This is a genomic window from Dietzia sp. 2505 (assembly GCF_040546785.1).
In the GTDB taxonomy this organism is placed as follows: domain Bacteria; phylum Actinomycetota; class Actinomycetes; order Mycobacteriales; family Mycobacteriaceae; genus Dietzia.
The window spans coordinates 234,458-246,641 of sequence record NZ_JBEPON010000005.1; the positions used below are offsets into that span (position 1 = coordinate 234,458).

Annotated in this window: 10 protein-coding genes; 3 read left to right on the plus strand and 7 right to left on the minus strand. The window is 71.0% G+C overall.

Annotated elements, in window-relative coordinates; all coding sequences use genetic code 11:
• Nucleotides 1-57: 57 nt before the first annotated feature.
• The gene (locus tag ABIE38_RS11800; protein WP_354056467.1) at nucleotides 58-954 is read left to right on the plus strand and encodes an alpha/beta hydrolase; all 897 of its coding nucleotides are present in this window, start codon (nucleotides 58-60) and stop codon (nucleotides 952-954) included.
• A 2-nt stretch (nucleotides 955-956) separates the two neighbouring features.
• Here the strand turns inward: ABIE38_RS11800 and ABIE38_RS11805 are convergent, their stop codons facing one another.
• The 5 genes from ABIE38_RS11805 to ABIE38_RS11825 form a co-directional block, all read right to left on the minus strand.
• A complete protein-coding gene (locus tag ABIE38_RS11805; RefSeq protein WP_354056469.1) occupies nucleotides 957-1,769 on the minus strand; it encodes an ABC transporter ATP-binding protein in 813 nt (270 codons plus the stop codon).
• Nucleotides 1,766-2,731, minus strand: a complete 966-nt coding sequence (locus tag ABIE38_RS11810) for a FecCD family ABC transporter permease (RefSeq protein ID WP_354056551.1) — start codon at nucleotides 2,729-2,731, stop codon at nucleotides 1,766-1,768. The genes ABIE38_RS11805 and ABIE38_RS11810 overlap by 4 nt, the downstream gene beginning before the upstream one ends.
• Before the next feature lie 158 nt (nucleotides 2,732-2,889).
• Entirely contained in the window at nucleotides 2,890-3,891 is a 1,002-nt protein-coding gene (locus tag ABIE38_RS11815) for a FecCD family ABC transporter permease (RefSeq protein ID WP_502914778.1), read from the minus strand.
• A gap of 83 nt (nucleotides 3,892-3,974) precedes the next feature.
• Nucleotides 3,975-5,009 carry an iron-siderophore ABC transporter substrate-binding protein gene (locus tag ABIE38_RS11820; protein WP_354056471.1) on the minus strand — a complete coding sequence of 345 codons (1,035 nt, stop codon included), beginning with the start codon at nucleotides 5,007-5,009 and terminating at the stop codon, nucleotides 3,975-3,977.
• 143 nt (nucleotides 5,010-5,152) lie between these two features.
• A complete protein-coding gene (locus tag ABIE38_RS11825; protein WP_354056473.1) occupies nucleotides 5,153-6,028 on the minus strand; it encodes a helix-turn-helix transcriptional regulator in 876 nt (291 codons plus the stop codon).
• A 158-nt stretch (nucleotides 6,029-6,186) separates the two neighbouring features.
• On the opposite strand from ABIE38_RS11825, the gene ABIE38_RS11830 reads away from it, so the two are divergent.
• Nucleotides 6,187-7,725, plus strand: coding sequence for an MDR family MFS transporter (locus tag ABIE38_RS11830; protein WP_354056475.1), 1,539 nt, complete (start codon nucleotides 6,187-6,189; stop codon nucleotides 7,723-7,725).
• Between the two features lie 70 nt (nucleotides 7,726-7,795).
• Here ABIE38_RS11830 and helR read toward each other — a convergent pair whose 3' ends face one another.
• Nucleotides 7,796-10,057 (minus strand): RNA polymerase recycling motor ATPase HelR, encoded by a 2,262-nt coding sequence (gene helR, locus ABIE38_RS11835; RefSeq protein WP_354056477.1) that lies wholly within the window; start codon nucleotides 10,055-10,057, stop codon nucleotides 7,796-7,798.
• A 137-nt stretch (nucleotides 10,058-10,194) separates the two neighbouring features.
• On the opposite strand from helR, the gene ABIE38_RS11840 reads away from it, so the two are divergent.
• Complete coding sequence (locus ABIE38_RS11840; protein WP_354056479.1) at nucleotides 10,195-11,397, plus strand: sterol desaturase family protein; 1,203 nt, start codon at nucleotides 10,195-10,197, stop codon at nucleotides 11,395-11,397.
• Between the two features lie 69 nt (nucleotides 11,398-11,466).
• Here the strand turns inward: ABIE38_RS11840 and ABIE38_RS11845 are convergent, their stop codons facing one another.
• A complete protein-coding gene (locus ABIE38_RS11845) occupies nucleotides 11,467-12,147 on the minus strand; it encodes a TetR/AcrR family transcriptional regulator (protein ID WP_354056481.1) in 681 nt (226 codons plus the stop codon).
• Between the last annotated feature and the right edge of the window lie 37 nt (nucleotides 12,148-12,184).

Here is a 12,184-nt window from a genome sequence, read left to right on the forward strand (position 1 = left end):
CGGTGTAGAGGGTTTATCCAGCATCCCTCGTGAGACCCAGACCCGAAGGAGCACATCGTGCGCGAGGACATTCAGTTCGACACCGAGGACGGCACCACCCTGCGCGGTTGGTGGTACAAGGGCTCCGGTGATTCGCGGCCGGCCATCGTGATGGCGCACGGGTTCTCCGCCACCAAGGAGATGTATCTCGACGACTTCGCCGAGCACTTCCACGGCGGCGGCTTCGACGTCCTGGTCTACGACAACCGGGCATTGGGCGCCAGCGACGGCCAACGCCCGGCCGAGATCGATCCGCTCGAGCAGATCTCGGACTACCGCGACGCGATCACCTGGATCTCGACCCAGGAGGGGATCGACCCCCGGCGTATCGGGATCTGGGGATCGAGCTACAGCGGCGCGCACGTGTTGGTGGTGGCCGCCAACGATCGACGGGTGGGGTGCGTGGTCGCCCAGGTCCCGCTGGTCGACGGGTTGGCCAACGCCCGCCGGCTCATCCGCTCGGATATGTGGGACGGCCTGCGCGCGGGCTTCGACGCCGACCGCGCCGGACGACTCGGTGGCGCTGAACCCCTGACCATGCCCGTGACCTGGAAGGACTCGCCCGACGAGCCGTGCGTGCTCCCGACGCAGGACACCCATGACTTCTTCTTCGGCCCCATCCAGGAGCGCGCGACCACGTGGACCAACGAGGTCACCCTGAGGTCGGTCGAGAAGTTCATCGAGTACATCCCGGGCGCCTCGATCGACCGCATCTCGCCGACCCCGCTGATGATGGTGGTGGCCTCCGGTGACGTGCTGACCCCCGCCGACCTGTCGCTCGAGGCGTTCGAGCGGGCCCGCGAGCCCAAGAAGGTGCTCGTGATCCCCGGCGGTCACTTCGAGGCCTACGTGGACCAGCAGTTCGAGCTCTCGGCGCCCCAGCAGCTCGACTGGTTCCGCACCCACCTCGGCTGAGCTCACGCTCCCGCGTTCACCACCCTGTGCCGCCCCAGGGGCAGCATGAGCGGCCGGCCGGACGTGGGGTCGGGGATCACCACGGAGTCGAGCCCGAACACAGCGCTCACCATCTCGGTGGTGAACACCTCCTGGGGCGCCCCGGCGCAGTGCACGCGACCGCCGGCCAGCGCCACCAGGTGGTCGGCGTAGCGGGCGGCCAGGTTGAGGTCGTGCAGGACCATGACGATGGTGGTGCCGCGGTCGCGGTTGAGGTCCACCAACAGGTCCAGCACCTCCACCTGGTGCGCCACGTCGAGGAACGTGGTGGGCTCGTCGAGCAGCAGCAGGTCGGTGTGCTGGGCCAGGGCCATGGCGATCCACACGCGCTGGCGCTGACCGCCGGACAACTCGTCCACGGCCCGGTCGGCCAGCTCGAGGGTGCCGGTGGCCTCGAGGGCTGCGGCCACGGCCTCGTCGTCCTCACTACTCCACCTCGAGAGCATCCCCTGATGGGGATTCCGCCCGCGGCCCACCAGGTCGGAGACGGTGATCCCCTCCGGTGCGATGGGGGACTGGGGGAGCAGACCCAGCGTGCGGGCCAGCTTCTTGGCGGGGATGCGGTGCACCTGCTCGCCGTCCAGGAGCACCTGCCCGCCGCGGGGCTTGAGCAGCCGGGACATGGACCGCAGCAGCGTGGACTTGCCGCAGGCGTTGGCGCCGACGATCGCGGTGATCCGGCCCGGGGGCACCTGCAGGTCCAGGTCGTGGATGACGGTCCGGTCGCGGTAGCCCAGGTCGAGGCCGGTCGCGTGGAGGGAGTGGTCGGTGGTCACAGTGAGCCTCCGGTGCGATTGCTGCGGGCGATGAGGTAGATGAGGTACGGCGCACCGAGTACCCCGGTGATCACGCCGACCGGGTAGCGGGAACCGAAGGCGTACTGGCCCACCAGGTCCGCGCCGAGCACCAGGATCACGCCCACCAGCGCGGCCGGCACGAGCGGCGAGCCGTGTGGCCCCACCAGGCGTGCGGCGATGGGCCCGGACAGGAAGGCCACAAAGGCGATGGGCCCGGCGGCCGCGGTGGCAAAAGCGATCAGACCGACGGCGGCCACGATCAGCATGATCCGGGTGAGCTCGGTGCGCACCCCGAGCGCGGAGGCGGTGTCGTCACCGAGCCGCAGCATCGACAGGTCGCGGGACTTGAGCAGCAGCACTGGGGCGAACACCAGGCACGCCACCAGCACCGGCTGCACCTGGGACCACGAGGCGCCGTTGAGGCTGCCGGTGATCCAGCGCATGGCCTCCTGCAGTTCCCACTGCGGCGCTGTCTTGAGGATGTAGTTGGTGGCCGCGTTGAGCATGGCCGCGGTGCCGATGCCGATCAGCACCAGCCGCGTACCCACCACCCCGCCGCGGTAGGCCAGGAGGTAGATGGCCACGGCCACGGCGATCCCCATGACGATCGCGAACGCCGACACCTGCGCGCCGCCCAGGCCCAGGACAACGATCGCGAACGCCGCGGCCGCGCTGGCGCCGGTGCTGATGCCGATGATGTCGGGGGAGGCCAGCGGGTTGCGCAGCATGGTCTGGAACGTCACGCCGCCGATGCCGAAGCAGACGCCGGTGAGCACGGCGAGCACCGCGCGGGGCAGGCGCAGCCGCCCGACGGTGAACGAGGCGCCGGCCACGTCCCGGCCCAGGATCACGCCCAGTACGTCGGCCGGGGGGTAGAACGTCCTGCCCACCATGAGGCTGGCGGCGAACAGCGCCGCGGCCACCAGCGCGAGCGCGGCCATGACGATCACCCGGCGTCGCCTCCGGCTCCGGCGACCGCGGGTGATCAGCTCGACGGACGCCGGGCGGGCGGTGATCAGGGTGCCGGTGGCCGGGGAGTTCGGGGCCGGAGCAGTGGTGGCCGGAGAGTTCGAGGTCGCGGCGTTGCTCGTCGTCGTCACTACAGCTCCCTGACCTTCTGCCGCCGCACGATCGCGATGAAGATCGGGGCGCCCACGAGCGCGGTGATGATGCCCACGTCGATCTCCTCCGGCCGGGCCACCACGCGGCCCAGGACGTCCGAGGCGGTGACGAGGATGGCCCCGATGAGCGCCGAGAACGGCAGCAACCAGCGGTGGTCCACGCCGACGAGCAGGCGGCAGGTGTGCGGGACGATGAGTCCCACAAAGGCGATGGGGCCGGCCACGGCGGTCGCGGCGCCGCACAGCAGCACCGAGCCGAGCGCGCCCACGGCCCTGGTCAGGACCACGCGTTCGCCGAGCCCCGCGGCGAGGTCGTCGCCGAGGGCCAGCGAGTTCAGCGGACGGGCGGCGAGGAAGCAGATCAGCGCGCCCACCGCGAGGAAGGGGAGCACCTGCTCGATCGCCTCCGGGCTGGCCCCGCCGACGCCCCCGACCTGCCAGGAGCGCACGCCGCCGGCGATGTCCCCGCGCGGCAGGACCACCGCGCTGATGAACGACGTGGCCGCCGCCGAGGTCGCCGCGCCGGCGAGGACCAGCTTGAGCGGGGTGGCCCCGCCGCGCCCGAGGGAGCCGACCGTGTAGACGAACACCGCCGCGATCCCGGCGCCGAGGATCGCGGTCCAGATGTACCCGGTGTAGGTCCACAGCCCGAAATACGCGATCCCGACCACCACGGCCAGCGAGGCGCCCATGGTCACGCCCAGGATGCTCGGGTCCGCGAGCGGGTTGCGGGTCACGCCCTGCATCACCGCACCGGCCAGGCCCAGCGCCGCCCCGACGAGCATCGCCAGGATGGTGCGGGAGATCCGCTTGACCACGGAGGCCTCGCCGAGGCCGTCGGTGGAGCCGCCCAGCGCGGCGAGGATCTCGTCGAGGGTGACCGTGCGGGAGCCGATGGAGATCGAGGCGATGACGACGACGACGAGGACCGCGATCGTCACCAGGAGCCAGGCCACCCGGACCCGCGCCGGGCGCCGCACCGTCCGGACTGCAGACGTGGCGACACCCGGCGCGTCAGGGGTGGCGGTGTTCGAGGTCACTCGGCCGCGTTCGTGCGTCTCGCTCACTCGCCGTTGCCGACGGCCTCCGCCAGCTGCGCCACGTAGTCGTCGAGCACCCACGAGATGGCCAGCGGCGTGGGGTTGGCGGCGGTGCCCATCGGTCCGCTGCCGTCGAGGAACACGATCGCGTCGTTCTTGACCGCCGGCATCTGGGAGAGCAGCGGATCGCTCTTCAGGGTGTCGACGAGCTCCTGGTCGCCGTAGGTCACGATCAGCTCGACGTCGTCGAACTGGTCCAGCTGCTCGGCGCTGATGCTGCCGGAGTACTTGCCGCTGGCCGAGGCCTCGGCCACGGCGGCCGGCGTGGCCAGGCCCAAGTCCTCGAAGAACGCGGCGCGGGTGTCGGCGGCGGTGTAGAAGTTCACCGTGCTCAGGTCGGTCGGGTCGACGTGGGTGAGGAACATGGTCTTCGTGCCCTCGAGCTCGGGGTACGCGGCCGTGGCCTCGGCGATCTCGGCGTCGAGCTCGTCGACCAGGGCGTCACCCTCGGCCTCCATGCCCATCCCCATGGAGTTGAAGCGGATCGTGTCGCGCCACGAGGTGGCCCACGCCTCCTCGGGGTACGCCACGACGGGGGCGATCTCGCTCAGGGTGTCGTAGTCCTCCTGCGTCAGCCCGGAGTAGGCGGCCAGGATGACGTCCGGCTCGGTGTCGGCCACGGCCTCGAAGTCGATCCCGTCGGTCTCGTCGAACAACACGGGGGGCTCCGCGTCGAGCTCCTCGAGACGCTCCTCGACCCACGGGAGCATGCCGTTGCCGTCGTCGTCCCCGAAGGTCGCCGCGGCCATCCCCACGGGGACCACGCCCAGGGCGAGCGGCACCTCGTGGTTGGCCCACGCGACGGTGGCCACCCGCTCGGGAGCCTCCTCGATGGTGGTGGTGCCGAGCGCGTGCTCGATCACCACGGGGAACGACCCGGACCCGCCGGACGCGGCCGCGCCCGTCGACTCCTCGGAGTCGGCGGTCGAACCACACGCGGACAGCACGAGGGCGGCCGTGGTGGCGATCAGGAAGGGGACAACACCGCGAGAACGCATCAGGGCGGCTCTCTCATTCTCGAGAAGATGAACAGGGCAGGACCCACCCGGGCGCCGCGTCGAGTCCTCCGACGCAGATCGACCATTAGGTGAGGCTGGCCTAAGACATTACGACCGTACGGCGCTGCGGCGCAATCGCTTGATCAGGACGCCCGATATCGCGGATCGGACAGACTCGCGGCGGCCGCGGCATCTCCGGCGGGGCTGCCGAGAGGGCTGGTGGCAGGGCGGAACTGTCCCGGGGTGAGCCCGGTGGTCCGCCGGAAGGCCGCGCCGAACGCGCTCGCCGAGCGGTAGCCCACCCGCACGGCCACCTCGTCGACCGGCACGCCACTGCCCAGCAGGACCGAGGCGTGCTGCGCACGAAACGCCGCCTGCCACGCCCCGAAGCTCAGTCCAGTCTCGGCACGGAACGCCCTGGTCACGGTTCGTTCACTCACGCCGAGCCGCGCCGCCCACTCGGTCAGTGACCGATCGTCACCGGGGTGCGACTCGAGGGCCGTGACGATCGGGCGCAGCAGCTCGGCGGTCGGTCGCTGCACCAGCAGGGCGTGGGCCGACGGTTCGAGCGTGTCGAACACCATCTGCTCGGTGAGCTCGCGTGAGCGGGCCCGCAGGGTGTGGTCCACCAGCCGCTCCAGCAGCAGGGTCAGCAGCGGCGTCATCTCCACCGCCACGGGCTCGGCCGGCAGTGGGGAGGCGCTGCGCGAATCGACCTGGGCGGTCCGGTACCAGGTGCCGGCCGGGGCCGCCGCGGAGTGGAGTACACCCGCCGGGATCCACAGCCCCACGGACGGGGTGATGGTCCAGGTCCGCGGGCCGATCGTCGCGGTGGACGCGCCCGCCCGGTTCCAGAGCAGTTCGTGGGTGGGGTGGGAGTGCGGCGCCCACACGGTGTCGCGGGCCACGAGCTCGTCCATGCCGGTGATGGTGAAGGGCATGACGGCGGCGCCCGCCTGGTACACCGGCAGGGTCCTGGTCTCCGCGTCCGCGCGGCGCGCCGTGCTGATCCCGGTCATGTGTCGATTCTGCCCCACCGGCCCGTCGGCCCCGTAACGGTGGTCACATCAGCAAGTTTTCCGGAGATCCTGCAGTACAGTGCGAGGGTTCCCGTGCGCGCCGTCTGGCCTCGCCGGGCTTCCCACTTTGTTTCGCCCCGTAATGTCTAAGGATTCCCGTGACGACTGAGTCATCCGCCGCTGCTTTCTCTCCAGCCGAGCCCGACCCTGCCCAGCCCGACCCTGCCCAGCCCGACCCCGCCCTCGGCTCCCCGCCGCTGCCCGCCGCCACCAAGCGTCTGATCGCGCTGCTCGTGGCCGCGGCGTTCGTGGTGATCCTCAACGAGACCATCATGTCGGTCGCGATCCCCGAGCTGATGGGGGAGTTCGCCGTCGCCGCCGCCACCGCGCAGTGGCTCACCACGGCGTTCATGCTCACCATGGCCGTGGTCATCCCGTTCACCGGGTGGATGCTCATGCGGTTGCCGCTGCGGACGGTGTTCATCATCGCCATGACCACCTTCACCCTCGGCACCCTGCTGGCCTCGCTGGCCCCGGTGTTCGTGGTCCTGGTCGCCGGCCGGGTGGTGCAGGCCGTGGGCACCGCGATCATGATCCCGCTGCTCATGACCACCGTGCTCAACGTGGTGCCTGCGGACCGTCGCGGCCGCACCATGGGCGTGATCTCTATCGTGATCGCGGTGGCCCCGGCCATCGGCCCCACCGTCGGCGGCCTGGTGCTCGACGTGCTGAGCTGGCGCTGGATGTTCTGGTTCGTCCTGCCCATCGGCGTGCTCGCGCTGGTGGCCGGCGCGACGCTGATCCGCAACGTCACCGCCACCCGCGCGATCCCGCTCGACATCTTCTCCGGCGTCCTCTCGGCCGTCGGCTTCGCGGGCCTGATCTTCGGCCTGAGCTCCTTCGGTGAGGCCGCCAACGACAACGCGCTGGTCTCCCCGTGGGTGCCCGTGCTCGTGGGTGTGGCAGCCCTGTCGGTGTTCGTGTGGCGTCAGCTCGCGCTCAAGGACTACGCGCTTCTCGACGTGCGGGCCTTCACCTTCCGCACCTTCACCGTCAGCCTCACGCTGATGCTGCTGTCCATGATGGCGCTGTTCGGCACCCTGATCCTGCTGCCGCTCTACATGCAGCAGGTCCTGGGCACCACCACCCTCGAGTCCGGCCTGGCGTTGCTGCCCGGCGGTCTGCTCATGGGTGTGCTGGGCTGGTTCGTGGGTCGGCTCTTCGACCGCATCGGCCCGCGCCCGCTGATCATCCCGGGCTCGATCCTGGCCGCCGCCGGCCTGTGGGGTATGTACCTCTTCTTCTCCGCCGAGTCGTCGCTGGCGATCGTCGTGGTGTGGCACATGATCCTCAGCGTGGGCCTGGCGCTGCTGTTCTCGCCGCTGCTCACCTCGGCGCTCGGCTCGCTCCCGCCGCACCTGTACTCGCACGGCTCCGCGCTGCTCAACACGCTGCAGCAGGTCGCCGCGGCCGCCGGCACCGCGCTGTTCATCACCGTGATGACGCTGGGCATCGTGGCCGGCGCCGAGTCCGGCAAGGGCGACGTGGCCGCGCAGATGACCGGCGTCCACAACGCGCTGCTGGTGGGCGCGATCATCTCGCTCATCACCGTCGTGGGCGCGTGGTTCGTCCGCAACACCGCGCAGACCGAGGGGCCCGCGGTGGCGCCGATGGCCGAGGAGTCCGTCGCGTCGTAACCGGCCGGGCGGCTCGGCAGCACCAGCCGGCCGCTCCGACCCGGTGGCGTGGTCGGCGACGGACGGTCCGCTACCGCGTGAGCACCGTGAGCGACCGTGTCGCCCGGGTCATCGCGACGTAGCGGTCGACCGCGCTGATCACGCCCGAGCCGGTAATTCCCGCCTCCGTCTCGTCCCCGCCGGGGGCGTCCTGATCGACCAGCACCACCAGGTCGAACTCCAGCCCCTTCGCGGTGGCCGCGGTCAGTGACCGGACGCGGTCGCTCACCGGGATCTCGCTCATCACGAGGTCGGGCGCACCGATCACGCAGGCCACGCCCTGCGGGTTCGCCTCGAGCCACGCCTCGACCACGCTCCGCAGATCGCCCACTCGGCCGTACGCGACCGGCTCACCGCTGCTGCGGACCGACACCGGCACGTTCGCGTCGGGGCGTACCGCCCTGATCACCGGGGCGGCGGCCTCCATCACCTCCGACGGCGTCCGGTAGTTGATGGTCAGGTGGACAGTGCTGACCCGGCCGGGGGACAGGCCGACCCGCTCCAGCCGCTCGGGCCAGGGCTCGTCGAAGTCCCGGCGCGCCTGGGCCCGGTCGCCCACCACGGTGAGGCTTCCCGACGGGCACCGGCGCAGGATCATCTGCCACTCGGCATCCGAGAGCTCCTGCGCCTCGTCCACGATGATGTGCGCGAACGGCCCACCCAGACGGGCGGCGTCGGTGGTGGTCGCATCCTCGCCGGAGGCCGGATCGAGCAGGGCCTCCTGGAGGTCACGGTGTCGCAGCATGGGCGCCACTCCCTCGGGATCGTCGTCGGCCGCGATCACCTCGTCGATCACCGAGCGACGCCGCTGCAGCTCGGCTGCGCGCTCGGCGTGCCGGCGCCGGAGTTCCCTGTCCCGGTGGGCATCTCCCAGCCGGTGTCGCGCCGCATCGAGCAGGGGCAGGTCCGCCCGCGTCCAGGCAGCGGGTTCGGCCCGTCGGAGCAACCTGACCTGTTCGGGGGTGAGCCAGGCTGCGCACAGCCGCAGGTACGCCGGAACTGTCCACAGGTCGCCCACGAGTTCGGTCGCGACGATCATCGGCCACGCGCGGTGGAGCTCGCGGCGCAGGTCCGCGTTCGCCAGCAGCTCGGCCCGGAGAGCGGAGTCGGGGACGGTGGCATCGGGAACGGCGGCGCCGGCCTTCTCCAGCAGGATCTCCACCAGGGTCTCCAGGATCTGGTGCCGGGCCTCGTTGTGGGGCGTGCCGTCCTCGGGGGAGGTGAACGCCTCGGCCCAGTCGCCCGGCGTCAACCTGAGGTCGACCCACTCGGTCTGCACCAGCATCGGCTGCTCGGGGGGCTGTCCGTAGAAGCGCACGGCCGCCTCGATCGCCCGGACCATCGGCATCCCGGACTTGAGACGGGCGACCTCGGGGTCGGGCTCGTCGGGCACGCCGTCCGGACCGGTCGTGCCATCGGAGGGGCCGGCGATGCGCGCCTCGACGCCGGGGACCAGGTCGGCGAGCGTGGCCGTCTGGACACCGTGCTCACCCAGGGCCGGCAGGACGTCCGCGACGTAGTCCAAGTACGGCCGGTGCGGACCCACCAGCAGGAGGTTTCCGCGGCGCCGGCCGAGGCGTGATTCCGAGTGCAGCAGGTACGCCGCCCGGTGCAGCGCCACGACCGTCTTGCCCGTCCCCGGCCCGCCGTCCACCACGAGTGTGCCCGAGGAGTCGGCGCGGATGATCGCGTCCTGGTCGGCCTGGATGGTGGTCAGCACATCGTCCATCCGGCCGGTCCGGGCCCGGCCGAGGCTCGTGATGAACGCCGATTGGTCGTCCAGGGCGGTGCGGGTGCCCACCTCGTCGTCGTCGAGAACTTCATCCCAGTAGTCGACGATGCGCCCGCCCGACCACCTGTACCTCCGCCGGTACGCCACGCCCATCGGCTGGGCGAGGGTCGCGGCGAAGAACGGCTCGGCGGCCGGCGAGCGCCAGTCGACCAGCAGGGGGGTGCCGGTCGAGTCGGTCAGTCCGATGCGGCCCACGTAGACCGGATCGGTGTCCCCGGTGAGGGCGGCGTGCCCGATGCACAGGTCCAGCCCGAAGCGCCGCAGGGTGGTGAGTTCGGCGACGAGGCGACGGATGTCCGCATCTCGGTCGATGGTCTGGGCGCCGGTGCCGGCCGGGTCGCGGCGGCGGGCGGCCAGGCGGGCCGACAGGTCGGCGACCCGTTGCGCGAGGCAGTCGGTGATCGCCGCGAACCGCTGTTCGTCGGCGGTGATGAGGGCCGGATCGGCCTTGCTCCGAAGGTGGTCAGGAAGAGCGAAAATGCTGGTCGTCACGGGTGGCATCGCGCCAGTGTGCGCCCCCACCGGGGTCTTGCGGCAAGACCCCCTACCAGCTATATCTTGAAAGGGGCACACGAGATCCGGGCCGCAGTCGGGCTCCCGCTCTCGCGTAGGAGTGACCCACGTCATATCCTCGGGGCGTGAAGGTTGATCTGACGGTCCTCGCCATCCCCGGTTTCATCGCGGCGATGGCGGCCGAATACGCGTGGCAGTCCCGCAACCCGGCGGAAGGGGAGCGGGCCGGCGACTACGAGTTCGCCGACACCATGGCCAGCCTGTCGATGGGCGTCGGCAGCCTGGTCGCTCCGTACGTGGCGGACACGCTGCTCGCCCCCGTCACCCCGCGCACCGGCCGGTACGCCAAGGCGCTGATGGGCCTGTCCTTGGCGGCGGCGGCCGCGGCGACGGTGGGAGACGTGGTGCGGCGCACCCGGACCACCGGACTGCTCACGGCGGGCGCGTTGCCGTCGAGGGTTCCGTCGTCCCTGTCGCACCGGGCGCCCCTGCCACCCCAGGCGCCCCTTCCGGGCCAGCCGATGGGGAACGACGACGACGGCGAGGTCCTCACCTCCGGCCCGGATCCCGTCTCCGGGGCCGCCCAGGTGCCGCCCGCGCTACGGCGCATCACCGGTGGGTCGGCTGTGACGTCGCTCGCCGGGGCGGTGGTGACCGTCTCGACGTTGTGGAGTGCGGAGACGGCCGGCACGAAACTCTTCCGGCTCTCCCCGCTGGACCTGGGTTCGGGGCCGCTCGCCTATGCGGTGGCGATCCTCGGGTGGGACTTCATCTACTACTGGAACCACCGCTTCGACCACGAGAGCCGCTGGCTGTGGGCCATGCACGTGGTGCACCATTCCAGCGAGCGGTACAACCTCTCCACCGCGCTGCGTCAGCCGGTGGCCGAGGCGTTGACGATCTACGTGCCGTACGGGCTGCTCTCGCTGCTCGGCGTGCGGCCGGCGCTGGTGCAGGACGCCCGCGCGATCAACCTGATCTACCAGTTCTGGATCCACACCGCGGTCATCCGCTCGATCGGGCCGTTCGAGAAGGTGTTCAACTCGCCCGCCCATCACCGCGTACACCACGGCAGCAACCGCCGATACCTGGACCGCAACCACGGCAGCATCCTCATCCTGTGGGACCGCCTCTTCGGCACCTTCGAGCCCGAGGGCGAAGAGGTCGTCTACGGGCTCACGAAGAACATCGAGACGTTCAACCCCGCGCGGATTGCCTCGCACGAGTGGGTCGCGATCGCCCGCGACGTGTTCCGGTCCGAGTCCTGGGAGGACCGGGTCGGATACCTGGTGCGCGGGCCGGGGTGGGCCGGGGCGAGACGGGCGTAGAGGCCGCTGGGGCGACACACGTGCGCGCGTACCGACGAGCTCGTCGCGGAGCGCCGGGCGACGCCGTCGTCATCTGGGCTGATCGAGTCGTACGTGGTGCCCGTCGTCGTGCTGGGCTTCGAGCGCCTCGCTGTGAGCGAGCAACTCGGCGTAGTCGGCCGCCGCACCGCGCATGAGCAGCTCGATGGCGTTCCACGCCTCCTCGTCGGTGAGATGCTCACGCGCGAAAAGTGCTCGGTAGTGCACGAATGAGCCGACCAGGTCCAACAGCTGTTCGAGATCGGCGTCGGGCCGCAGGTCGCCCCTCTCCGAAGCGCGGGCCAGTGTCCGGCCGACGGAGCGGCGGGCGGGTTCGATGATCGTGTCGAGGTAGAGCTCACGCAGCGAGGGGTCCGTGAGGCAGTCGACGTACAGTGCGCTCAGGACCTCCGGCCGCAGAGTCCGATAGGCGGCGAGGAACACGTCGAAGCTCTCACCGATGTCGCACAGCGTGCACCCGGTGTCAGGCGGCGGGGGAACTGCCAGGCGTGAGCCGATGGCGGCCAGAACCAACTCGGGCCGCCCGGCCCACCGGCGATAGAGGGCCGGCCGGGTGGTGCCCGCTCGGCGGGTGATCTCTTCGATCGACAGATCCGCGTAGCCCCGCTCGTCCAGGATCTGGAGGGTGGCGTCGAGAACTGCCCGATCGATCTCAGGATTCCGGGGGCGACCACCCGGGCTGCGAGATCCGGCGTCATGAGTCCTTGACATGAGACGATCCTAGCGCCACCATTACGTTACACGCCTG

Bases quoted from the DNA above. Each gene is read 5' to 3' on its own strand.
- ABIE38_RS11810 (WP_354056551.1), bottom strand. From the start codon at position 2,731: ATGGCCGCGCTCGCGCTGGTGGCCGCGGCGCTGTTCGCCGCCAGCCTC.
- ABIE38_RS11825 (WP_354056473.1), bottom strand. From the start codon at position 6,028: ATGACCGGGATCAGCACGGCGCGCCGCGCGGACGCGGAGACCAGGACC.
- ABIE38_RS11845 (WP_354056481.1), bottom strand. From the start codon at position 12,147: ATGTCAAGGACTCATGACGCCGGATCTCGCAGCCCGGGTGGTCGCCCC.
- helR (WP_354056477.1), bottom strand. From the start codon at position 10,057: ATGCCACCCGTGACGACCAGCATTTTCGCTCTTCCTGACCACCTTCGG.
- ABIE38_RS11820 (WP_354056471.1), bottom strand. From the start codon at position 5,009: ATGCGTTCTCGCGGTGTTGTCCCCTTCCTGATCGCCACCACGGCCGCC.